This is a genomic window from Pseudomonas sp. FP453 (assembly GCF_030687495.1).
Lineage (GTDB): Bacteria > Pseudomonadota > Gammaproteobacteria > Pseudomonadales > Pseudomonadaceae > Aquipseudomonas.
This window is the reverse complement of record NZ_CP117435.1, coordinates 3,673,084-3,695,481: the sequence shown is the minus strand read 5'-3', so window position 1 is coordinate 3,695,481 and position 22,398 is coordinate 3,673,084. Positions and strand designations below refer to the sequence as shown.

At 62.9% G+C, this 22,398-nt stretch carries 25 protein-coding genes and 1 pseudogene; 10 read left to right on the top strand and 16 right to left on the bottom strand.

The genetic code is table 11. The annotated features are described in order from the left end of the window. Positions 1-17: 17 nt before the first annotated feature. The 6 genes and pseudogenes from PSH87_RS16605 to tusD form a co-directional block, all read right to left on the bottom strand. Positions 18-1,013 (bottom strand): glutathione S-transferase family protein, encoded by a 996-nt coding sequence (locus tag PSH87_RS16605; RefSeq protein WP_305430276.1) that lies wholly within the window; start codon positions 1,011-1,013, stop codon positions 18-20. Positions 1,014-1,101: 88 nt separating this feature from the next. Next, a pseudogene (locus PSH87_RS16600) lies at positions 1,102-2,104 on the bottom strand (glycosyl transferase family protein). Further along, positions 2,101-2,436 carry a TusE/DsrC/DsvC family sulfur relay protein gene (locus PSH87_RS16595; protein WP_017737175.1) on the bottom strand — a complete coding sequence of 112 codons (336 nt, stop codon included), beginning with the start codon at positions 2,434-2,436 and terminating at the stop codon, positions 2,101-2,103. Before PSH87_RS16595 ends, PSH87_RS16600 begins: the two are co-directional and overlap by 4 nt. Then, positions 2,433-2,711 carry a sulfurtransferase complex subunit TusB gene (tusB, locus tag PSH87_RS16590; RefSeq protein ID WP_305430274.1) on the bottom strand — a complete coding sequence of 93 codons (279 nt, stop codon included), beginning with the start codon at positions 2,709-2,711 and terminating at the stop codon, positions 2,433-2,435. The genes PSH87_RS16595 and tusB overlap by 4 nt, the downstream gene beginning before the upstream one ends. After that, positions 2,711-3,061, bottom strand: coding sequence for a sulfurtransferase complex subunit TusC (tusC, locus tag PSH87_RS16585; protein WP_017737177.1), 351 nt, complete (start codon positions 3,059-3,061; stop codon positions 2,711-2,713). Before tusC ends, tusB begins: the two co-directional genes overlap by 1 nt. Before the next feature lies 1 nt (position 3,062). Next, a complete protein-coding gene (tusD, locus tag PSH87_RS16580; RefSeq protein WP_017737178.1) occupies positions 3,063-3,455 on the bottom strand; it encodes a sulfurtransferase complex subunit TusD in 393 nt (130 codons plus the stop codon). A gap of 157 nt (positions 3,456-3,612) precedes the next feature. Here tusD and PSH87_RS16575 point away from each other — a divergent pair, with 157 nt between their 5' ends. Then, positions 3,613-4,794, top strand: a complete 1,182-nt coding sequence (locus PSH87_RS16575; RefSeq protein WP_305430271.1) for a CaiB/BaiF CoA-transferase family protein — start codon at positions 3,613-3,615, stop codon at positions 4,792-4,794. Positions 4,795-4,888: 94 nt separating this feature from the next. On the opposite strand, the gene PSH87_RS16570 is transcribed toward PSH87_RS16575, so the two are convergent. Continuing rightward, positions 4,889-5,383 carry a SprT family zinc-dependent metalloprotease gene (locus PSH87_RS16570; RefSeq protein WP_017737180.1) on the bottom strand — a complete coding sequence of 165 codons (495 nt, stop codon included), beginning with the start codon at positions 5,381-5,383 and terminating at the stop codon, positions 4,889-4,891. Positions 5,384-5,512: 129 nt separating this feature from the next. Then, entirely contained in the window at positions 5,513-6,115 is a 603-nt protein-coding gene (locus PSH87_RS16565) for a Yip1 family protein (protein WP_017737181.1), read from the bottom strand. Between the two features lie 389 nt (positions 6,116-6,504). On the opposite strand from PSH87_RS16565, the gene ttcA reads away from it, so the two are divergent. Both ttcA and PSH87_RS16555 read left to right on the top strand, forming a co-directional pair. Continuing rightward, the gene (ttcA, locus tag PSH87_RS16560) at positions 6,505-7,329 is read left to right on the top strand and encodes a tRNA 2-thiocytidine(32) synthetase TtcA (protein WP_017736046.1); all 825 of its coding nucleotides are present in this window, start codon (positions 6,505-6,507) and stop codon (positions 7,327-7,329) included. 67 nt (positions 7,330-7,396) lie between these two features. Continuing rightward, complete coding sequence (locus PSH87_RS16555; RefSeq protein ID WP_017736045.1) at positions 7,397-8,068, top strand: DNA-3-methyladenine glycosylase I; 672 nt, start codon at positions 7,397-7,399, stop codon at positions 8,066-8,068. Positions 8,069-8,173: 105 nt separating this feature from the next. On the opposite strand, the gene PSH87_RS16550 is transcribed toward PSH87_RS16555, so the two are convergent. Genes PSH87_RS16550 through arsC form a run of 3 tightly spaced genes read right to left on the bottom strand, consistent with a single transcriptional unit; the run spans position 8,174 to position 9,541 of the window. Beyond that, positions 8,174-8,593, bottom strand: coding sequence for a DUF2069 domain-containing protein (locus PSH87_RS16550; protein WP_305430269.1), 420 nt, complete (start codon positions 8,591-8,593; stop codon positions 8,174-8,176). After that, positions 8,577-9,191, bottom strand: coding sequence for an NAD(P)H:quinone oxidoreductase (gene wrbA / locus PSH87_RS16545; RefSeq protein WP_017736043.1), 615 nt, complete (start codon positions 9,189-9,191; stop codon positions 8,577-8,579). The genes PSH87_RS16550 and wrbA overlap by 17 nt, the downstream gene beginning before the upstream one ends. Then, complete coding sequence (gene arsC, locus PSH87_RS16540) at positions 9,188-9,541, bottom strand: arsenate reductase (glutaredoxin) (protein ID WP_017736042.1); 354 nt, start codon at positions 9,539-9,541, stop codon at positions 9,188-9,190. Before arsC ends, wrbA begins: the two co-directional genes overlap by 4 nt. A 115-nt stretch (positions 9,542-9,656) precedes the next feature. On the opposite strand from arsC, the gene PSH87_RS16535 reads away from it, so the two are divergent. Then, positions 9,657-10,118, top strand: a complete 462-nt coding sequence (locus tag PSH87_RS16535; RefSeq protein ID WP_305430268.1) for a TlpA disulfide reductase family protein — start codon at positions 9,657-9,659, stop codon at positions 10,116-10,118. 133 nt (positions 10,119-10,251) lie between these two features. Here PSH87_RS16535 and PSH87_RS16530 read toward each other — a convergent pair whose 3' ends face one another. The 4 genes from PSH87_RS16530 to PSH87_RS16515 form a co-directional block, all read right to left on the bottom strand. Continuing rightward, the gene (locus PSH87_RS16530; protein WP_017736040.1) at positions 10,252-10,656 is read right to left on the bottom strand and encodes an META domain-containing protein; all 405 of its coding nucleotides are present in this window, start codon (positions 10,654-10,656) and stop codon (positions 10,252-10,254) included. Continuing rightward, on the bottom strand, positions 10,653-11,093 hold the full coding sequence (locus PSH87_RS16525) for a hypothetical protein (RefSeq protein ID WP_017736039.1): 441 nt from the start codon (positions 11,091-11,093) through the stop codon (positions 10,653-10,655). Before PSH87_RS16525 ends, PSH87_RS16530 begins: the two co-directional genes overlap by 4 nt. Before the next feature lie 71 nt (positions 11,094-11,164). Next, positions 11,165-12,154, bottom strand: coding sequence for a 2-hydroxyacid dehydrogenase (locus PSH87_RS16520; RefSeq protein WP_017736038.1), 990 nt, complete (start codon positions 12,152-12,154; stop codon positions 11,165-11,167). A 158-nt stretch (positions 12,155-12,312) separates the two neighbouring features. Continuing rightward, entirely contained in the window at positions 12,313-15,066 is a 2,754-nt protein-coding gene (locus PSH87_RS16515; RefSeq protein ID WP_305430266.1) for a response regulator, read from the bottom strand. Between the two features lie 205 nt (positions 15,067-15,271). On the opposite strand from PSH87_RS16515, the gene PSH87_RS16510 reads away from it, so the two are divergent. After that, on the top strand, positions 15,272-16,000 hold the full coding sequence (locus PSH87_RS16510) for a response regulator transcription factor (protein WP_305430265.1): 729 nt from the start codon (positions 15,272-15,274) through the stop codon (positions 15,998-16,000). Continuing rightward, on the top strand, positions 15,987-17,357 hold the full coding sequence (locus tag PSH87_RS16505; RefSeq protein WP_305430264.1) for a sensor histidine kinase: 1,371 nt from the start codon (positions 15,987-15,989) through the stop codon (positions 17,355-17,357). Before PSH87_RS16510 ends, PSH87_RS16505 begins: the two co-directional genes overlap by 14 nt. 3 nt (positions 17,358-17,360) lie before the next feature. Here PSH87_RS16505 and PSH87_RS16500 read toward each other — a convergent pair whose 3' ends face one another. Continuing rightward, on the bottom strand, positions 17,361-17,876 hold the full coding sequence (locus PSH87_RS16500; RefSeq protein ID WP_017736034.1) for a DUF2062 domain-containing protein: 516 nt from the start codon (positions 17,874-17,876) through the stop codon (positions 17,361-17,363). 147 nt (positions 17,877-18,023) lie between these two features. Between PSH87_RS16500 and PSH87_RS16495 the strand changes: the two genes are divergently transcribed. Genes PSH87_RS16495 through lpxK form a run of 4 tightly spaced genes read left to right on the top strand, consistent with a single transcriptional unit; the run spans position 18,024 to position 22,382 of the window. Beyond that, positions 18,024-20,264, top strand: a complete 2,241-nt coding sequence (locus PSH87_RS16495) for a ComEC/Rec2 family competence protein (protein ID WP_305430262.1) — start codon at positions 18,024-18,026, stop codon at positions 20,262-20,264. A gap of 47 nt (positions 20,265-20,311) precedes the next feature. Further along, complete coding sequence (locus tag PSH87_RS16490) at positions 20,312-20,947, top strand: MotA/TolQ/ExbB proton channel family protein (RefSeq protein ID WP_017736032.1); 636 nt, start codon at positions 20,312-20,314, stop codon at positions 20,945-20,947. After that, a complete protein-coding gene (locus PSH87_RS16485; RefSeq protein WP_017736031.1) occupies positions 20,944-21,372 on the top strand; it encodes a biopolymer transporter ExbD in 429 nt (142 codons plus the stop codon). Before PSH87_RS16490 ends, PSH87_RS16485 begins: the two co-directional genes overlap by 4 nt. Further along, entirely contained in the window at positions 21,372-22,382 is a 1,011-nt protein-coding gene (gene lpxK, locus PSH87_RS16480) for a tetraacyldisaccharide 4'-kinase (protein WP_305430259.1), read from the top strand. The genes PSH87_RS16485 and lpxK overlap by 1 nt, the downstream gene beginning before the upstream one ends. Positions 22,383-22,398: the final 16 nt, after the last annotated feature.

Here is a 22,398-nt window from a genome sequence, read left to right as displayed (position 1 = left end):
CCAGCGAGAAACCCGGATCAGCTCCAAACTGCGTTGCCCTTCAATTTCAAGCGATCATGCTTGGTATCAAATGCTTGCAACGGGCCTTTAGGCACAATCCCCGTCGGATTGATCGTACGGTGACTGGCATAGTAATGCCCCTTGATATGCCCGAAATCCACCGTCTCGGCCACTCCCGGCCACTGATACAACTCCCGTAGCCAATTCGACAGGTTCGGATAATCCGCAATCCGCCGCAAATTGCATTTGAAGTGCCCGTAATACACCGCATCAAAGCGAATCAGCGTAGTAAACAGGCGCACATCCGCTTCGGTCAGGTATTCACCCGCCAGGTAGCGATGGTCACCCAGGTGCTGTTCCAGGTAATCCAATTCGGCAAACACATCATCAAACGCACTTTCATAGGCGTGTTGTGAAGTGGCGAAACCTGCGCGGTACACACCGTTGTTCACGGCCGGGTAAATACGCTCATTCAGTGCGTCGATGGTCGGGCGCAGCGCCTCGGGGTAGAAGTCCAGGGTGTTGCCGGTCAGCCCGTTGAACGCGCTGTTGAACATGCGGATGATCTCCGCCGATTCATTGCTGACGATACGCTTGAGCTTTTTGTCCCACAGCACAGGCACCGTCACCCGGCCGGTGTAGTCGGCGGTGTCAGCGGTATAGCGCTGGTGCATGAAGGCAAAATCGTCGAGGGCGTCGCCGCTGGAGCCGTGGGCCTTGTCGAAGGTCCAGCCGTTTTCCAGCATCAGCCAACTGACCACGGACACGTCGATCAGGCTTTCCAGGCCCTTGAGCTTGCGCAGGATCAGCGTGCGGTGGGCCCAGGGGCAGGCGAGGGACACATACAGGTGGTAGCGGCCGGCTTCGGCCTGGAAGCCGCCTTCGCCGCTAGGGCCGGGCGCGCCGTCGGCGGTCACCCAGTTACGGCGTTGCGCTTGTTCGCGCTGGAATGCGCCGTCCGCGTTACTTTCGTACCACTGGTCTTTCCAGTGTCCTTCGATCAGCAAACCCATGACTGGCTCCTCGGCTAATAAGCATTGGAGCCCAGTCTAAAGGGATGGGTTCGATTTAAAAGCGCAAAGACTGCGGGTGAATGATCGATTAAATCGATTTATCCCGCGCATCCCAGTATTGCTGGGCTAAGGCGAAAGCCTGTTCCCGTGGGTGGCCGAGGCCGCGCAAGGCCAGGGCCATGGTGGCGATCAGCGCGAGTTGCGGGTAGCTGTCCTCTGCATCACCGCGCCACAGCGCTTTCAAATGCTCGGGTTCCAGCGTCGCTGGCTTGACGTGGCGCTGGGCGGAGAGGGCGGGCCACTCTTCGTCCCAGCTTGCGCCGCCGGTGGTGCCGTACAGGTGGCTGGCACTGTCGGGGTTGATCTCGATCTCGCCGCCGTCACCCTTGACCACAATCACGTTGTCGCCGAGCAGGCCGCTGGCATCGCGGTGCACGCCCTGGTAGCCGGGATGGAAAATGCTTTGCAGGCCCAGGCGGGCCTGCAGCGGGTTGAGCAGGCGCGCCAGGGAGTGGATCGGCGAGCGCAGGCCCAGGGTGTTGCGCAAATCGATCATGCGTTGCAGCTGCGGCGCCCAGTCGCCCAGCGGGATAAACGCGAGGTTGCCGTGTGCATAAGCGCTTTCGACCTGCTGCCAATTGCGGCACAGCGGGATCTGCAAGCCTTCCAGCAACTGCTCGGTGTACAGCCGGCCCGCCGTGTGTGCGCCGCCGCCGTGCATAAGGATGCGCACGCCGTTTTGCGCCAGGCACTTGGCCGCCAGCAGATACCACGGCAGGTGGCGTTTCTTGCCGGCGTAGGTCGGCCAGTCCACGTCCACATTCAACGCTGGCGCGTCGAGGCGTTCGCGCACGGCTTCGGTGAAGCCGGCGAGTTCTTCCGGGCTTTCCTCCTTGTGGCGCAGCAGCATCAGGAAGGCGCCGAGCTGGGGTGTCTTCGACCTTTTCGTCGAGCAGCATGCCCATGGCTTCACGGGCTTCCTCGCGGGTGAGGTTGCGCGCGCCGCGCTTGCCTTTGCCGAGGATGCGCACGAACTGCGCAAACGGGTGTTCGGCGGGTGTTTCCAGTGTCAGGGGAGCAAAGTCGGTCATAAGCAATTCGTCGGCCTGGGCAGGCCCGCCAGCTTGGCGGCGAGTTTGGCGGGAGTGCCGTTGAACAGTTTGTTGAGGTGCAGGCTGTTGCCCTTTTCCGGGCCGAGCTTCAACGCGGTGTACTTGATCAGCGGACGCGTGGCCGGGGACAGCTGGAATTCGGCGTAGAAGCCGCGCAGCAGGTCGAGGATCTGCCAGTGGTCGGGCGTCAGCTCCAGGGCTTCTGCGGCGGCCAGGGCGTTGGCGACCTCGGCGGACCAGTCGTCCAGGTTGATCAGGTAACCGTCCTTGTCCAATTCGAGGGTGCGTTCGCCTACGGTCAAGGTGTTCATAACCAGCTGTTGACCTTGTCGTAATCGAGGGACAGTTGCACGAAGCCAGGATAGTCCACGCTGTCGGCCCAGTCCGGTAAGGGCAGGTTGCGCGCCTGCATGTCTTCGGCCAGCACAAACACCTTCACGCCCTTGGTGTGCAGGGCGGGCGCGTGCAGCCCGTAGGCGCCGTCGCCGCACAGCAGGATCGCGTCCTCGGCGCCGCAGATGCGTAGGCAACTGTCGAGGCGGCTGTCGGAAAATGGCGAGTGAGACAGCACATGTAAAGTCGACATCAGAGGGTAATCACCTGGTCGTAACGGTCAATCAATTGGGAAATAGCCTCGTTGCTCAACGGTTGCGCCTCAGTGGGCGGCGTCAAGCCACGCACGGCCATGCTGTGACGGCAGACAAAGACATCGTCGATGCCAAACAGCCCCAATGCCTGCAGGTTGGCACTCAGGTCCTTTTGTTGCACGGCCTTGGCGTTCTGGTGCGGTGCGAGCTGAAACACGCCGTCATCCATGAACAGCAAGCCAATCGGCAAATCAAAGGCACCGCCGGCCAGCACGATATCCAGGGCTTCCCGCGCACCGGGGCCGGACCACGGCGCCTGGCGGCTGATCACCAATAGGGATTTGGACATGTCACGGCCCTCCAAAACAGATCAGGCGGTCGGCGGCCTGGGCCGCATCGTGCAACTGCCCCAGGCCCGACAACGCCCACGGGGCTTCGAGGTTCACCGCGCTGCGCTGATAACGCGAGGCTTCTTCATGATTAAGCACGCCGCGACGCAAGGCGGCGGCAATGCACACGACGCCGTCGAGCTGGTGCAGGCTGACGAACTCACGCCATTGGCGCGCGATGTCTTGCTCATCCTGGGGCGCGACAATGTTGTTGGACGCGCTGTACACGCCATCCTGATAGAAAAACAGCCGCACAATCTCGTGCCCGCCAGCCAGCGCCGCCTGGGCGAACAGCAGGGCGCGGCGCGAGGAGGGCGCGTGAGCGGCGGAAAACACGGCAATCGCAAACTTCATGGAACACTCGGCAAGCAAACGTGGGCCAATGATAAAGCCGTCGCCAGGAAAAAGCCCGCCGTGATCAAAACGGTCACTGTCGCTGATCGTTCTGACGATTGCCCGTAGGACCAAGGCTGCCTAGTCTGTGGGCAATCGAAACGGAATTGGAGTGCCCATGACAGGTCCCCTGGCGTCCCTCAAAGTGCTGGATTTCTCCACCTTGCTGCCTGGCCCGTTTGCGTCCTTGCTGCTCGCGGACATGGGCGCCGAGGTCTTGCGCATCGAATCGCCCACGCGCATGGACCTGCTGCGGGTGTTACCGCCCCATGACCGGGGCACGTCGGCGAGCCATGCCTACCTCAATCGCAATAAACGCAGCCTGGCGCTGGACCTCAAGCAGGCCGAAGCGTTGGAGATCGTACGCGCGTTGGTCAAGGAGTACGACATTGTCCTTGAGCAGTTTCGCCCTGGGGTGATGGAGCGGCTGGGTTTGGGCTATGAGGCGTTGAAGGCGATCAACCCAAAGCTTATTTATGTGTCGATCACCGGCTACGGCCAGACCGGCCCCTACAAGGACCGCGCCGGGCACGATATCAACTACCTGGCGCTGGCCGGCGTGGCCAGCTACACCGGGCGCGAGGACAGCGGGCCGTTGCCCCTGGGCGTGCAATTGGCGGATGTGGGCGGTGGCTCGTTGCATGCGGTGGTGGGGTTGCTGGCGGCGGTGATCGCCCGGCAGCACAGTGGCGTCGGCCAATACCTGGATGTAAGCATGACTGACTGTTCGTTCAGCCTGAATGCCATGGCCGCTGCGGGTTACCTGGCGTGTGGGGTTGAGCCTGGGAGGGAGAGCCATGTGCTCAATGGCGGCAGTTTTTATGACTATTACCGCACGCGGGATGGGCGGTGGATGTCGGTCGGCAGCCTGGAGCCGGCGTTTATGCAGCAACTGTGCGAAACGCTGGGGCGGCCTGAGTTGGCGGCGCAAGGGTTGTCGCCCAAGCCCGAGCAGCAAAAGGCCCTGAAACAGGCGTTGCAGGTTGAGTTCGAGAAACGCAGTTTTGACGAGCTTTGCGCGTTGTTCGCCGAAGTGGATGCTTGTGTCGAACCGGTGCTGAGTTTGAGTGAGGCGGTGGAGCATCCCCAGTTGAAGGCGCGGGCGTTGGTCAGCCAGGTGCCTCGGGGTGATGGTTCGAGCCAGGCGCAACTGGCGTGTCCGTTGAAGTTCTCGCAGGGTTTGCCGGCGCCTCGGCATATTGGGGTGGCGGTGGGGGCGCACAGTGATGAGGTGTTGGCGGAGTTGGGTATGAGTGCTCAGCGAATTGACGAGCTGCGGCGGTCCAGGGTGGTTGGGTAGCGTCTGGGCTGGCGCTATCGCAGGCAAGCCAGCTCCCACATTTTGACCGCGCCGCCGATCCCATGTGGGAGCTGGCTTGCCTGCGATGAGGCCCTCACTCCACCCGAGTTTCCCCAGTGAACACCAGGGTCTGCCGACACCGCCGACACAAATACCGCCGCCCCTGTGCCACCAACCCATGGCGCTGCGCCGAAAACGGAAAGTCACTGTCCGCGCATGGGCAGCGGTAGATATACCGCATCACCTGGCGCCGTTTCACCGCATAGGTATGGCAACGGTCCGGTGGCAGTTCGTAGACCCCGCGCATGATCAGCTGCCATTCCTCGCCATGGGGCTGGATACGCTCGCCAAACAATTGGTGGGCAATCAAATGCGCCACTTCATGGGCCACGGTCTGTTTCAGGAAATGTTGGCTGTTTTCGCGGTACAACTGGGGGTTGAAGCGCAGCAGGTTCTCGTGCAAATGCGCGACACCGGCCTTCTGGCCCCGCAGCTTGAGGCTGACCTGGGGGCGTTTGAAGCTTCGTTTGAAAAAGGATTCGGCTTGTTGGAAACAATCTTCGACGCGGGTGTTGAGCTGCTCGGGCATGCTGTACCTATCTCCAGAGAAGCCCAGTATGCCGCAAAGGCGAGTGTTTCCGAATCTGTCAGGCGCCGAATGGTCGCACATAACGCACAAAGCCACCTTGCGGTGGCCTTGCCCAGGGTTTGAACGCGCTCAACTGGTGTAGATCGGCCCTACGCCCAGGCCCCAGACAATCACGGTAAACGCCATGATTGCCACCAGCACGACCAGCCCTACGGCCAGCACCGAACTGGAAAACAGGAAACCCTCGTCGGGGTCGATGTTCATGAAGGTCGGCAGCCCCACATACAGCAGGTACACCGTGTAGCAAATCGCCGCCGTGCCCACCACCATGCCCAGCCACATATGCGGATACAGCGCGGCCAGCCCGCCGATAAACAATGGTGTCGCGGTGTAGGTGGCGAACGCCACGCAGCGCCGCATGCTCGGGTTGGCGTCGTAGGTACGGGCCATCCAGTGGATGAACGCGCCCATCACCGCCACGCCGCCGAGCATGGCGGCGTAGGACATCAGGGTCATCCACAAGGCGCTTTCCTGCGTCAGCATGACCGGCGCACGGTTGCCGATGACCCAGCCGACCTGGGTGGTGCCGATAAAGGCTGATACGGCGGGGATCGCCGCAAGAATCAGCGTATGGGTGAGGTACATGTGGCCGATGCTTTCTTCTTTATCGCCACGGATTTCCCGCCATTCCTGGTCGGGATGGGTAAATAGCCCCACGACGTGATGGATCATGCCAGTCACTCCTGTCGTTATTACCATCGCCCCCCATCGGAGCGCCCACGGGCCAATTGGCCTGAAAGGTCCCGGATATCTGTGCGACCTCAAGTCGCAGTATAGGAAGGGATGACCGGAATAACTGTAGGGCCTTTAGAGCAAATTGCGCTGTAAACGCTGGGGTTAATCGCGGTGAGGTCTGTCAGGGGTACCTCGGCCTCGGTGGGAGCTGGCTTGTGTGGGAGCTGGCTTGCCTGCGATAGCGGTCTGTCAGTAGCCAATGTGCTGGCTGACCCGCCGCCATCGCAGGCAAGCCAGCTCCCACATTGGATCGGCGTCGCCCATTGCAGTATTTTTGCGTAAAATGCTGCGCTTTTCGTCACACACCTTTTGCGGATCCAAGCGCCATGGGCACTCTTACGGTCAACCAGAACAAACTGCAAAAACGCCTGCGTCGCCTGGCCGGTGAAGCGGTCGCCGATTTCAACATGATCGAGGACGGCGACAAGGTCATGGTCTGCCTCTCCGGTGGCAAAGACAGCTACACCCTGCTCGACGTGCTGCTGCACCTGCAAAAGGTCGCGCCGATCACGTTCCAGATCGTCGCCGTCAACATGGACCAGAAACAACCGGGCTTCCCCGAGCACGTGCTGCCGGCCTACCTCAAAGCGCTCGGCGTCGAGTACCACATCGTCGAGAAAGACACCTATTCGGTGGTCAAGGAACTGATCCCGGAAGGCAAGACCACCTGCTCGCTGTGCTCGCGCCTGCGCCGTGGCACGCTCTACACCTTTGCCGATGAAATCGGCGCAACCAAGATGGCCCTCGGTCATCACCGCGATGACATCGTCGAGACCTTCTTCCTCAATATGTTCTTCAACGGCTCGCTCAAGGCCATGCCGCCCAAGCTGCGGGCCGATGACGGGCGCAACGTGGTGATCCGCCCGCTGGCGTATTGCAACGAGAAGGACATCCAGGCTTACTCCGACTTCAAGCAATTCCCGATCATCCCGTGCAACCTGTGTGGCTCCCAGGAAAACCTGCAGCGCCAGGTGGTCAAGGAGATGCTGCTGGATTGGGAGCGCAAGACCCCAGGCCGCACCGAGAGTATCTTCCGCAGCCTGCAGAACGTGCAGCCGTCGCAGTTGGCCGACCGCAATCTGTTTGACTTCACCAGCCTCAAGATCGATGAGAGCGCCGCTTCGCGCTTCGTCAATGTAGTGAACCTCTAAGGTTCTTCAACGCTCTGAAAGACGGCGCTCATGGGCGCCGTTTTCATTTGAATCCCCAGGAGAGGGCATGCGCGATTACAAGTGGCTGCACGAATACTGTCTGAACCGTTTCGGTTCGGCCGCCGAGTTGGAAGCCCATCTGCCGGTGCCCAACACCCCGGCGCAATTGCGCAAGATCAGCGATGACCGCTACCTGTCGACCCTGGCGCTGCGGGTGTTTCGCGCGGGCTTGAAGCACAGTGTGGTGGACGCCAAGTGGCCGGCATTCGAGAAAGTGTTCTTCGGCTTCGACCCGGAAAAAGTCGTGCTGATGGGCGCCGAGCACCTGGAGCGGCTGATGCAGGACACCAGCATCATCCGCCACCTGGGCAAGCTCAAGAGCGTGCCGCGCAATGCACAGATGATCCTGGACATCGCCCAGGAACACGGCAGCTTCGGCGCGTTTATCGCCGACTGGCCGGTGACCGACATCGTTGGGCTCTGGAAGTACCTGAGCAAGCACGGCCACCAGTTGGGCGGCTTGTCCGCGCCGCGCTTCTTGCGCATGGTCGGCAAGGATACGTTTGTGCCCAGTTACGACGTGGTGGCGGCGCTGAACGCGCAGAAGATCGTCGACAAGGCGCCGACCAGCCTGCGGGACCTGGCGACGGTGCAGGGGGCGTTCAACCAGTGGCATGCCGAGAGTGGGCGGCCGATGTGCCAGTTGTCGATGATGCTGGCCTATACGGTGAATCATTGAGACCGAGGTGATGCCATCGCAGGCAAGCCAGCTCCCACAGTTGACTGCATTCCAAGGTTGAAACTCGGTCAAATGTGGGAGCTGGCTTGCCTGCGATAGCGGACTTCAGGCCGACACAGGTTCTACAGCCAACCGCCGATTGAGCTGATGCCGCCACCGCACATACAACAACGCCGTACAAAACACCGCCAGACTCGCCAGCATCTCCAACACCCCGAACCACTGCCGGTTCGGGTCATACGCCGCCAGCGCGCCCTTGATGAAATACAGGTTCACCGCAAAGCACATCCACGAATGCCCGCGCGCGCTGCCCAGCAGCATCCCCGGCGCGAGCAACAGCAGCGGCACCAGTTCGATCAGCAGGATCACCCACGGCCGTGCGCCGTGCAGGTCGGCGACGAACAGGTAATACCCGCACAGCAAACCCACCAGGGCAAAGAACGCCAGCAGGCTCAACGCCCGTGCGACCTTGACCCGTGGCTCCAGCCACGCCTGGGGCGGCAGGACTTTAGGCTTTTTGGCCACGACCGGCCTCCAGCAGCGTCGCGGTGTTCGCCAGGCGCAGGCCGAGGGCGCGGCACAGGGCGATTTCGTGCTGATCGAGCAGGCGCTTGCCGTCCGGGCCGGCGTGGTGGCTGGCGCCGTAGGGCGTACCGCCGCCCTGGGTGTCGAGCAACGCCTGTTCGCTGTAGGGCAAACCGGTGATCAGCATGCCGTGGTGCAGCAACGGCAGCAGCATCGACATCAGCGTGGTTTCCTGGCCGCCGTGCAGGCTCGCGGTGGAAGTGAACACCCCAGCCGGCTTGCCGACGAGGGCGCCGGTCAGCCACAGGTTGCTGGTGCCGTCGATAAAGTACTTGAGCGGCGCGGCCATGTTGCCGAAGCGCGTCGGGCTGCCCAGGGCCAGGCCCGAGCAGTGTTTCAGATCATCCAGGCTGGCATACAGCGCGCCTTCGTCGGGGATGCTCGGCGCCACGGCTTCGCACTCGGTGGAGATCGCCGGCACGGTGCGCAGGCGCGCTTCCATGCCGCCTTGCTCGATGCCCCGGGCAATCTGCCGGGCCATTTCGCTGACCGAGCCATGGCGGCTGTAATACAACACCAGCACATACGGCGTCGTCACGGCAGGATCTCCAGCACGTTTTCTGGCGGACGGCCAATGATGGCCTTGTCGGCGGTTTCGAGGATCGGGCGCTCCATCAACTTGGGGTGCGCGGCAATGGCGGCGATCAATTGCGCTTCGCTGAGGCTGGCGTCGGCGAGGTTGAGGGTTTTGTATTCCTCTTCGCCGGTGCGCAGCAGTTGGCGCGCGGTGAGGCCCAGCTTGGCGAGCAAGGCCTTGAGTTGCGCGGCGTCCAGCGGCGTTTCCAGGTAGCGCACCACCGTCGGGGTGAGGCCGCGGGCTTCGAGCAGTTCCAGCGCACCGCGGGATTTCGAGCAGCGCGGGTTGTGATAAAGCGTCAGATCGGTCATGTGCGGGTCGCATCTTGCGTAAGGTGGCGGGTATTCTACCCGCGCGGCGTCCTGTCCTTAAACCGTAAGAGGCGATAGGTCGCAGCCAACGTTCATTTTTGCGAAGGATTACCCCATGACAAATCGACTGATCGGTGCATTGGCGATCATCACAACCCTGCTGCTCAGCGGCTGCGGCAACGATTACGGCGTTGACCAGTACGGCCAGAAAGTCGCGGCCGAGCGCTTGGACAAACAATGGGTGGTGGTCAATTACTGGGCCGAATGGTGTGGCCCGTGCCGCACGGAAATCCCCGAGCTGAACGCGCTGGCGGACCAGTTGAAAGGGCAGAACGTCGGGGTGTTCGGGGTCAACTTCGACAATGTGCAGGGCGAGGAGTTGAAGGCCGCCAGCGAGAAGCTGGGGATCAAGTTCACCGTACTGGCGCAGAACCCGGAGGGGATCTTTGATATTCCGCGCAGTGAAGCGTTGCCGGTGACCTACATCATTGATGACAAGGGCAAGGTGCGCGAGCAAATGATGGGTGAGCAGACGGCGGAAGGGGTGATTGCCAAACTGAAGGCACTACGCGGTTAAAGCAACAACACCAAACCAATGTGGGAGCTGGCTTGCCTGCGATACAGGCAGCGCGATGTATCAGGTACACCGCGGCGATATCATCGCAGGCAAGCCAGCTCCCACAGAAAAGCCAGCCCACATTTAGGCTGGGTTAGCCTTCTTCAAGCCACAGGCGAATCGGCTTGCCCTCGGCCGGCCAGAAACGTGTCTGCTCGATCGGCGAAATATCCCAGCGCTGCACGCCTTGCAGGGCCTGGAAGAAGCGGTGTTCCTGCTCCATCAAGGCCTCGGCGCACATTTTGCGGGTGCTGCCGATCTGGCCAAAGCTGAGCTTTTCGCCGTCGACGGTGTACGGCGCAAACCAATGGTTGCAACCGCCATTGCCGTAGGCGCGACCATCCGCACCGAGGGTGACGGTCAGGTGCGCGTAATCCATCAGCGGCCGTTCACCAATCCATTCCACCACGTAGCTGTGGTCCTGCTTGAGCTTGACCGCATCCCCGGCGCAACCTGTCAGGGCCGCACCGACAGCGGCGAGCAGAAGCAGGCCTTTCATTGTGCGGCCTGCTGGCATTTCGGGCAGCGGTGCTTGTTGCCTTCGCTGGCCCAGCCCAACTCCTTGATCCGCGCGTTGGCGGCCGGTTGCAGCGGCTCTTTGCTCAGCTTGGTTTCGACGGCGAATTCAAACTCCAGCACGCTGTCGCAGCTGTCGCAGTTGACCTTCCAGGTGTGAATCTCCAACTCGCCGAATTTCGGCCCCTGGGCCATGGCGACCCATTGGCCTGCCGGGCGGATGGAATAGCGCGCATCGCCTTCGACAGTGAGGCGCATCGACAGGGTTTTGCTGCCGCGCAGGGTGACGATCAGCACGTCGCCGTGCTTGATCGCGCCACCGTTGCCGGTGACCTGGTAACGGCCCGGCACCAGGGCGCGGCATTCGATCAGGGTGTGTTGCGGGCTCAGCAAGCTGAAGCGGAAATCGTGTTCGGCCATGGATCCTCCAAATAGGCGCGGCATCCTATCACGGGTGCCTGCCCATCATGGGCCTGGTATGTGACCGCTGATCATCCCTCGACCAGGTTTTGTGTGCGGCCTTCGGCCCAGGCGGCAATGTTGGCCAGGGTAGTGCCGGCAATGGCGCCGAGGGCTTCGCGGGTCAAGAACGCCTGGTGCGCGGTGATGATCACGTTGGGGAAGGTCAGCAGGCGCGCCAGCACATCATCTTGCAGGGGCAGGTCGGAGCGGTCTTCGAAGAACAATTGGGCTTCTTCCTCGTACACATCCAGCCCCAGGTAGCCGAGCTGGCCGTCCTTGAGCGCTTCGATCAGCGCCGGCGTATCCACCAGGCCGCCACGTCCGGTGTTGATCAGCATCGCGCCGGGTTGCATATGCGCCAGGGAGTCGGCGTTGATCAGGTGTTTGCTGTCGGCGGTGAGCGGGCAATGCAGGCTGATGATCTGCGCCTGCGCCAGCAGCTCGGGCAGGCTTACGTAGCGCGCACCCAAGGCCAGCACCTGCGGGTTGGGGAACGGGTCGTAGGCGAGCAACTGGCAGCCAAAACCGGCCATGATCTTGGCGAACGTGGCGCCGATCTGCCCGGTGCCGACCACGCCGACGGTCTTGCCCACCAGGTCGAAGCCGGTGAGGCCGTGCAGGCTGAAATCGCCATCGCGGGTGCGGTTGTAGGCGCGGTGCAGGCGGCGGTTGAGCGCGAGGATCAGCGCCACCGCATGCTCGGCCACGGCGTGCGGCGAATAGGCGGGGACGCGCACGATGGTCAGGCCGAGGCGCTTGGCGGCGGCCAGGTCCACGTGGTTGTAGCCGGCCGAGCGCAGGGCGATCAGGCGCGTGCCGCCTTTGGCCAGGTGTTCCAGCACCGGGGCGCTGAGGTCATCGTTGATGAATGGGCAGACCACTTCGTGGTGCTCGGCCAGGGCCACGGTGTCGAGGTTGAGGCGCGCGGGTTGGAATTGCAGCTCCAGGCCGGGCGGTAGAGGCTCGCCGAGGAAACTGTCGCGGTCGTAGGTCTGGCTGCTGAAAAGAATCACGCGCATAAAAAATGCTCCCTGCGATTAACCATTTGAAAATACATAACCCCTGTGGGAGCGGGCTTGCCCGCGATAGCGGAGGTTCAGTCAAAACATCGGTGACTGACAGACTGCTATCGTGGGCAAGCCCGCTCCCACACAAGCCCGGTTCCTAAGACTGTGCGTCAGGCGCTGACCCGCGCCTCACTGGCCAGCCGAGCAATGGCCATGTCCAGTTCGTCCAGCGCATTCATGGCCTTGGCATCGTCCTGCTTGAGCAGGGTTTCCGCGCGCTGGCAGGCGGCACGCAGTTGCGGCACGCCACAATAGCGGGTGGCGCCGTGCAGGCGGTGGACGCGTTCGATCAGGGCGTGGTGGTCTTTGGCTTCGCGGGCGACGGTGATGGCCAGGCGGTCGGCTTCCAGCGAGGCCAGCAACATGGCCAGCATGTCGGCGGCCAGGTCGGTCTTGCCGGCGGCCAGGCGCAGGCCTTCTTCGTGGTCCAGCACCAGCAGGCGTACGGCCGGGGCCAGGCCGTCGGTGGCGCGCTCCGGCGCCTGGTTGCGCAGGGCCAGGCCGGTCCATTTGAGCACCACCTGGGCCAGTTGCCGCTCGCTGATGGGCTTGGTCAGGTAGTCATCCATGCCGCTTTGCAGCAGCGCGCGCTTTTCGTTGGCCATGGCGTGGGCGGTGAGGGCGACCACCGGCAATGGCGTGCCGTGGCGTTCGCTTTCCCACTGGCGGATCGCTTCGGTGCTCTGGCGCCCGTCCATGCCGGGCATTTGCACGTCCATCAGTACCAGGTCGAAGGTTTCCTGCTTGACCGCGTCGATGGCGGCGAAACCGCTTTCGACCGCCTGCACCTTGGCGCCCATGTCTTCCAGCAGGGTTTGCACCAGCAGCAGGTTGGCCGGGTTGTCGTCCACGCACAGCACCCGTGGCGCACGGCTGGACAACGGCTCGCCGGGGTCGCTGCGCGAGGGGCGAGGGCTGATCAGGTCGGCCAGGGCGCGGCGCAGCTTGCGGGTGCAGGCCGGCTTGGCCTGCAACTGGCTGTTGGGGTTGGGCACCGATTGGGTGAACAGCATCTGTTCGGTGGTCGGGCACAGCACCAGCACCTTGCAGCCCAGGTGTTCGAGGTCCCACAGGTGCTGGTTGAGGCGCTCCGGGGGAATGTCGTTGGCGGTGATGCCGAGCACCGCCAGGTCGATGGCCTGTTCGGTCTGGTGCGCACTGGTAATGCCGTTGGTCAGGTTTTCCAGGCTGTTGAACGGGGTGACTTCCAGGCCGCAGTCTTCCAACTGATGTTGCAGGGCCTGGCGCGCCAGCTCGTGGTTCTCCAGCACGGCCACGCGCCTCCCCAGCAGCGGCGCAGAGGGCAGGTCGTCAAGGTCATCGCGGGTCTTGGGCAGGTTCAGGCTGATCCAGAATTCCGAGCCTTCGCCCGGCGTGCTATCGACGCCGATCTCACCGCCCATCTGTTCGATCAAGCGCTTGGAAATCACCAGGCCCAGGCCAGTGCCCCCAGGCTGGCGCGACAGCGAGTTGTCGGCCTGACTGAACGCCTGGAACAGCGCGCGCACATCCTGGCTGGACAGGCCGATGCCGGTGTCCTGCACGCTGATGCGCAACTGCACGCTGTCTTCCTGTTCGTCCTCGATCATCGCACGGGCAACGATGGTGCCTTCGCGGGTGAACTTGATCGCGTTGCTGATCAGGTTGGTCAGGATCTGCTTGAGGCGCAGCGGGTCACCCACCAGTGCCAGCGGGGTGTCGCGGTAGACCAGGCTGACCAGTTCCAGCTGCTTGGCGTGGGCGGCGGGGGCGAGGATGGTCAGGGTGTCTTGCAGCAGGTCGCGCAGGTTGAAGGGCACGCTATCGAGGACCAGCTTGCCGGCCTCGATCTTCGAAAAATCGAGGATCTCGTTGATGATGCCCAGCAGGTTGTCGGCGGATTTTTCGATAGTGCTCAGGTAATCCAGCTGGCGCGGCGACAGTTCGCTTTTTTGCAGCAGGTGGGTGAAACCGAGGATGCCGTTGAGCGGGGTGCGGATTTCATGGCTCATATTGGCCAGGAACTCCGACTTGATACGGCTGGCTTCCAAAGCCTCCTTGCGCGCCAGGTCCAGTTCGATGTTCTGGATCTCGATGGTTTCCAGGTTCTGGCGCACGTCTTCGGTGGCCTGGTCGATGCTGTGTTGCAGCTCTTCCTGGGCGTTTTGCAGGGTTTCGGCCATGCGGTTGATGCCCGAGGCGAGCTGGTCCAATTCCTGGCTGCCCAGCGCCGGCAGGCGGGTTTCCAGGTTGCCGTCCTTGAGCTGGGCCACGGCTTGCTTGATCAGGCCAATCGGCGAATTGATCGTGCGACTGATGCGCAGGGCCAGGGTGGCCGTGCCGATCAGGCCGATGGCGATCAACAGCAGGCTGGCGAACAGGCTGCGATAGCCGCGCAGCAACATGCCGTTGTGGGACAGTTCGACTTCGACCCAGCCCAGCAGGCGGTCGGCTTCGTCGGGGATCAATTCGCCCGCGAGGTTGCGATGGCGACCAAACACCGGCAGCAGGTAGCGGGTGGCGTCGTTGCCGGTGCGTTGCAGCAGATGGGAGCTGTTGCCGGCGGGAGGCTGGTTGAGCATGGTCGGGCCGGCGTGGGCCAGGGGCGCGCGGTGGGGGCCGAGGAACGACACGGCGCGCACGTCCGGCTGCTCCAGGGACTGGGTGGCGATGCGCTCCAGCAGGTCGGCGTTCTTCGCGCTCAAGGCCGGTGCCACCAACGGTGCCAGTTGCTCGGCGATCATCTCGCCGCGTTGCAGCAATTGGCTCTGTAATTCCGACAGTTGCATCCAGGTGAAGTAGCCCCCCAACAACAGGGCCATCAGGCTGGTCGGCAATAAGGTCAGCAACAGTACGCGGCCTTTTATCCCCATTCTTCTAAGCACGCCACTCTCCTGCTACCACACTGATATCAATGAACCACGCAAGCATCCGGGCCGCGCCACCTGCGCAGTGTAGCCATTTGCACGCCCTGGAATCTTGCAAATTAATGACAGGCGGCAATCTTCGGGCCATTGGCGGCCGGATGGCGATTGCCTGTGGCGGGTTAATCTTGAATAATCAGTCATTGAGAATGACTTGCAGACGCTAATGAATCCCGCAGTAGTTGGCCTACCCAGTATCCTGACCATCGAAGATGACCCTGTGCTGGGCGCCTATGTCCACGAGCATTTGGGGCGTTGCGGCTTCCAGGTCACCTGGTGCCAGAACGGCCAGCAAGGCCTGGAGATGGCCCGCGACCAGGCGTTCGATGTGGTGTTGATGGACATCTTGCTGCCGGGCATGGATGGCTTGTCGATCCTCACGCATTTGCGCCAGAGCCATTCGATCCCGGTCATCCTGATGTCGGCTTTGGGGGCCGAAGCCGACCGTATCAGCGGATTTCGCCTGGGGGCCGACGACTACCTGCCCAAGCCGTTCAGCATGATCGAATTGCGCGTGCGCATCGAAGCCATCCTGCGTCGCGTCGCCCTCGACCGGCGCCCGTTGCCGAGCCTTGCGCCGTTGCGCGACGACCTGCGGCCCCTGCGTTTCGACGATGAACTGTGTGACGTGTTCTACCAGGAGCAGTGGGCCGGGCTGACCCGCAGCGAATACCGCTTGCTGGAAACCCTGCACCGCAACGGCGAAGAAGTCCTCAGCAAAGCCTTCCTATATCAGCATGTGCTGCAGCGCGGTTATGCGCCCCACGACCGCAGCCTCGACATGCACATCAGCCAGATCCGCCGCAAGCTCAAGGCCATCGGCTACAGCGAGCGGGAAGTGCGCACGGTGTGGGGCAAGGGCTACGTGTTGAGCTGTGCCGATGAGATTCTTTGAGCACCCCTTGACGCGGTTGCCGGGCAAGCACTCGTTATTCTGGAAACTGGCCTGCCTGTTGATCGCCTTTTGTTTGCTGATGATCTGGCTCAGTTGGTCCTGGGGCCGGTACATGGAGCAGAAGAACCAGTACCTGTCCGACGAAGCGCGGATCACCTTGAGTGGTTACGCCGTGAGTGCCGAGCAGGCCTGGAATCGCGGCGGCCATGCCGGTGTCGACGCCTGGCTGCAAGCGATGGGCAAGCGTGAACGCACCTGGATCGGCGTGATTGGCAATGACCTGCAATCGCTGAGCAGCTACCCGCTGACCGACAAGGAAAGCCAGCGCCTCACCTCCCTGCGCGGGCTCGACTGGCCCGTCAGCCGGCATGTGCAGGGTTTGCCGTGGTTGAAAATCCCCTTTCCGGTGGACCCGTCGGCGGGCTCCCTGGTCATCGAGTTGCCACAACGCTTTGTGCCGGGGCGCTACCAGTTGTTCTGGCGCGTGGTGACCAACGGCGTGATTCCGGGTCTGTTTACCTTGTTGCTGTGCATTGGCCTGTATCGCTTGCTGATCATGCCCCTCAATCAACTGCGCGAGCAGGCCAACGCCTGGCGTGCCGATCAGTTGAATACGCGGCTGTCCCACGCGGCCATCAGCCGCCAGGATGAGTTGGGTGAGTTGGGGCGCGCGTTTGACCACATGTCCGAGCGCCTGCAAGGCACTGTGGTGTTGCAGCAGCAGTTGCTGCGGGACATGTCCCACGAGTTGCGCACCCCTTTAAGCCGCTTGCGGGTGGCCTGTGACAGTGAGCAGGATTTGACGCAACTGCGAGAGCGCTTGGGTCGGGAGATCGACGCCATGCAACGCCTGGTGGAGGACAGCCTGCAACTCGCCTGGCTGGACACCGAGCGTGCGCCGCTGCCTGAGGAAGACATCCAGTTGCAGGCGCTCTGGGACATGCTGCGGGAGAACGCGTGTTTCGAAAGCGATTGGCCGGCATCGCGCCTGCCGTGCCTGTTGGAGGCAGATTGCTGGGTGCGCGGCAACTTGAACGCATTGGCCCAGGCCCTGGAAAACATTGTGCGCAACGCCATCCGCCATTCTCCCGCCGACGGTGTGGTCAGCCTGGACGGGCGGCGCGAGGGCGATTACTGGCATCTGTGGCTGGAGGATCAGGGGGGCGGCATCGCGGAACAGGACCTGGAGCGGATCTTTGCGCCGTTCACCCGCCTGGACGGCTCGCGCCCCGGCGACGGCGGCTTTGGCCTCGGCTTAAGCATCGCGCGTAATGCCGTGCAACGCCAGGAGGGCAGCCTGTGGGCGCAAAACACCGGGCTGGGCCTGCGCGTGCACCTGCGCTTGCGGGCGCGTTAGGCCTCAAGCGCGCCGTTGTTTGCGTTTCTTCCATTGGTGGGCCACCCACCAGCGCCAGTACAGCATGGTCAGGCAGTAGGCCAGGGCGCCCAGCACCAAGCCCAGCACCACTGAACCCAGCAGGAACGGCTGCCACAAAGTACTCAGTTGGCCGCTGATCCATTCCCAGGTCAGGTCGTCCGGCAGGCTGCGCGGCGGTACATTCATCAGCCAGGCGCCGGTCAGGTAGGTGCAGAAAAACACCACCGGCATGGTGATCGGGTTGGTCAGCCATACCAGGCTGACGGCGATGGGCATATTGCCGCGCACCGCAATGGCCAGCACGGCCGCCAACAGCATCTGCAAGGGGATCGGGATAAATGCCGCGAACAAACCCACGGCCATGGCCCGCGCCACCGAGTGCCGATTCAGGTGCCAGAGGTTGGGGTCGTGCAGCAAGGTGCCGAGGAATCGTAAGGACTTGTGTTCCCTGATACTGGTCGGGTCGGGCATGTAGCGTTTGAATAAGCGCCGAGGCATAAGGGGTCCAGGTCAGTTCGAGGGGCAAGTATGCCCGCATTCTATAAACAGAAAATTCAGACTTTGTGACAAAACATCATAGGCCGTGCTGCGCGTCCGGCTAAGACTGAATGGATCACTTGAAAGGGATGATCCATGAGAGCAGGGATGTTCGCGTTTGCACTGGGGCTGCTGGCGTTGCGCTATTTGCCGGCATTGCCACCGGTCGGTTGGCTGCTGGCCATGCCGGTGGTGGCGTTGATGCTGTTGCCGTTTCGCACCTATTGGCTGGCGTTCTTCCTTTTCGGCTTGAGTTGGGCGTGCCTGAGCGCGCAGTGGGCGCTGGATGATCGGCTGCGGCCGGCACTGGACGGGCAGACGCGCTGGCTGGAGGGGCGTGTCGTCGGGTTGCCGCAGCAGACGGGCAGCGGTGTGCGTTTCGAGCTGGCCGACAGTCGGTCGCGCAATGCCCGCTTGCCCAAGCGTATCCAGGTGTCCTGGCACGGCGGGCCGCCGGTGCACAGCGGTGAGCGCTGGCGCCTGGCGGTCACCCTCAAGCGGCCCTCCGGGTTGCTCAATTTCCATGGGTTTGACCGCGAAGCCTGGCTGCTGGCCCAGCGCATTGGCGCCACTGGCTCGGTAAAGGATGGCGTGCGTCTGGCCCCGGCGCGCAATGCCTGGCGCGACAACGTACGCCAGCGCCTGCTGGCCGTGGATGCCCAGGGCCGTGAAGCGGCGGTGGCCGCGCTGGTGCTGGGCGACGGCTCCGGGCTGGCACCGCAGGATTGGCGGGTGTTGCAGGCCACTGGCACGGTGCACCTGCTGGTGATTTCCGGCCAGCACATTGGCTTGCTCTCGGGCCTGATCTACGGGCTGATCGCCGGGCTGGCACGCTACGGCTGCTGGCCGCGAACCTTGCCTTGGCTGCCGTGGGCCTGTGGCCTGGCGTTTGCTGCGGCGTTGGGTTACGGCTTGCTGGCGGGGTTCGGCGTGCCGGTGCAACGCGCCTGCGTGATGGTCGGGCTGGTGCTGTTGTGGCGTTTGCGGTTTCGCCACTTGGGGGTGTGGTGGCCGTTGTTGCTCGCGCTCAGTGGGGTGTTGGTGCTTGAGCCGTTGGCCAGCCTGCAAGCGGGGTTCTGGTTGTCGTTTGCGGCGGTTGCGGTCCTGGTGCTGGCGTTCGGTGGGCGTTTGGGGGCGTGGAGTTTCTGGCACGTGTGGACCCGTCCGCAGTGGCTGATTGCTATCGGTTTGTTGCCGATCTTGCTGGTGCTTGGGTTGCCCATCAGCCTCAGTGCGCCGTTGGCCAACCTGTTCGCAGTGCCGTGGATCAGCCTGGTGGTGTTGCCGTTGTCCTTGCTGGGGACGGCGCTGTTGCCGGTGCCATGGCTGGGCGAGGGGCTGTTGTGGTTGGCGGGCGGTGCACTTGATGGGCTGTTCAAGGGCCTTGAACTGTTGGCCGGGCAAGTGCCGGCCTGGGTTCCCGGCGAAGTCCCCTTGGGGTACTGGCTGATCAGCCTGTTGGGCGCGGTGTTGCTGCTGCTGCCCAAAGGCGTGCCGTTTCGGCTGCTGGGCTGGCCGATGCTGCTGTTGGCGGTGTGCCCGCCCAGGGAACCGGTGCCCCATGGCCAGGTGGACGTGTTGCAACTGGATGTGGGGCAGGGCCAGGCGTTGATCCTGCGTACCCGCCACCACACCTTGCTGTACGACGCTGGCCCGCGTTCGGGGATGGTTGATCTGGGTGCGCAGGTGGTGTTGCCCGCCTTGAAAAAACTCGGGGTAGGGCAGTTGGACCTGATGCTGCTCAGCCATGGGGATGCCGATCACGCTGGCGGCGCGGCGGCGGTGGCGCGCGGGTTGGCCGTCCGCCGCGTGGTGGGTGGCGAGACCGAGGGGTTGCCGGCGTTTCTCGGCACCCGGCCGTGCGTGAGCGGTGAGCGCTGGGAATGGGATGGCGTGGTGTTTGAGCTATGGCAATGGCCTGATGCTGTTGAAGGCAATGCGAAGTCCTGCGTGTTGCAGGTTCAGGCCGGTGGCGAGCGCCTGTTGCTGACCGGCGATATCGACCGCGCCGCCGAAAAGGCTTTGCTCGCATCGCCCCTGGCGGTACCAACCGATTGGCTGCAAGCGCCCCACCATGGCAGTCGCAGCTCTTCGTCCTGGCCCTTTGTGCAGCGACTTTCGCCCAAGTCGGTGCTGATTTCCCGAGGTCGTGGCAATGCGTTCGGGCATCCCCACCCGCAAGTGATAGAGCGATATCAGGCGCTGGGCAGCCGTATCTACGACAGCGCCGAGCAAGGTGCCGTGCGCCTGCAATTGGGCGCCTTCGCGCCACCGGTTGTTGCGCGCAGTCAACGTCGCTTCTGGCGCGAAGCGTTACCCTCGGCGCCTGTGGTCGGCGAACCCCGCTGACGTACCGATATGGTAAAGTGGCGCACTTTTTCGAGGGGACATTCACTGTGTGGGAATTGGTCAAATCCGGCGGCTGGATGATGTTGCCGATCATCATGAGTTCTATCGCCGCACTCGGCATCGTTGCCGAACGCCTGTGGACCCTGCGCGCCAGTCGCGTCACCCCCGAACATCTGCTGGGGCAGGTCTGGGGCTGGATCAAGAGCAAACAGCTCGACAAGGAAAAACTCAAGGAGCTGCGGGCCAATTCGCCCCTGGGTGAGATCCTCGCCGCTGGCCTGGCCAACTCCAAGCATGGTCGCGAGATCATGAAAGAGTGCATCGAAGAGGCCGCCGCCCGGGTCATTCATGAACTGGAGCGCTATATCAACGCCCTCGGCACCATCGCCGCCATGGCGCCATTGCTCGGTTTGCTGGGCACCGTGCTGGGCATGATCGACATCTTCAGCTCGTTCATGGGCTCGGGCATGACCACCAACGCCGCTGTGCTCGCCGGTGGTATTTCCAAGGCGTTGATCACCACCGCCGCTGGCCTGATGGTTGGTATTCCTTCGGTGTTCTTCCACCGTTTCCTGCAACGGCGCATCGATGAGCTGGTGGTGGGCATGGAGCAGGAAGCCATCAAGTTGGTGGAAGTGGTGCAGGGCGACCGTGATGTGGACCTGGTCGAGGGCCGAGCGTGAAATTTCGCCGCAAGCAACGGGAAAACGTTGATATCAACCTCGCGTCGCTGATCGACGTGGTGTTTATCCTGCTGCTGTTTTTTGTCGTCACCACCACCTTCACCCGCCAGACCGAGCTGCGCGTCGATTTGCCGGAAGCGGTCAGCGGTTCGCCGGCAGAAGACCAGCAGGTCAAGCAACTGGACATCGCCATCAGCGCCGACGGCGTGTTTTCGGTGAATAACCAGTTATTGGCGAAGAACGACCTCGCCAGCCTGATGGACGCCCTGCAGAAAGAGTCCGGCGGCGACACCAAGATGCCGCTGTCCATCAGTGCCGATGGCAAGACCCAGCATCAGGCCGTGATCACGGCGATGGATGCGGCCGGCAAGCTCGGTTTCAGCCATCTGCGCATGACCACGGTCGAGGCGGCGAGCCAACCCTGATGGCCATGTCTGATCGTTTACTCAAGGCCTGGTACGAAGGGCATCCGGCGCTCACGTTGCTGCGTCCGCTGGAGGCGCTGTATCGCCGCGTGGTACAGGGCAAACGCGCGCGCTTCCTGGCGGGCGAGGGCCAGATCTACCAATCGCCCGTGCCGGTGGTGGTGGTCGGCAATATCACGGTAGGTGGCACCGGCAAGACGCCGTTGATCCTGTGGTTGATCGAGCACTGTCGCCGCAGCGGGTTGCGGGTGGGCGTGGTCAGCCTTGGTTATGGCGCCAAGCCGCCGCAACTGCCGTGGCGGGTCGAAGCCAGCCACAGCGCTGACGTGGCGGGCGATGAGCCGTTGCTGATCGTGCAACGCTGCGGTGTGCCGCTGATGATCGACCCCGACCGCAGCCGTGCGGTCCAGGCGCTGCTGGCCAGTGAAACCCTGGACCTGATCCTGTCCGATGACGGCCTGCAACACTATCGCCTGGCCCGCGACCTTGAGCTGGTGCTGATCGACGCTGCCCGCGGCCTCGGTAACCGCCGTTGTCTACCGGCCGGGCCGTTGCGCGAGCCGGTGGAGCGCCTGCAAAGTGTGGATGCGCTGCTCTATAACGGCGCCGCCGCCGATCGCGAAGATGGCTTTGCCTTTCGCCTGCAACCCACGGCGTTGGTCAACCTGCAAACCGGGGAGCGCCAGCCGGTCGAGCATTTTGCGGTGGGCCAGCAGGTCCATGCGGTGGCCGGTATCGGCAACCCGCAACGTTTCTTCAACACCCTTGAAACGCTACACTGGCAGGCGATACCCCATGCGTTTGCCGACCATGCGCCCTACAGCGCAGAGGTCTTGAATTTTACGCCGTCATTGCCGCTGGTCATGACCGAGAAGGACGCGGTGAAGTGCCGCGCCTTTGCCCAGCCCGACTGGTGGTACCTTGCGGTGGATGCGGTGCCGTCGCCGGCGTTCGTCGCCTGGTTCGACACGCAGCTGATGCGCCTGTTGCCCGCCCGTCTCTTGCCTTAACTGCTTCTTTCCAGGA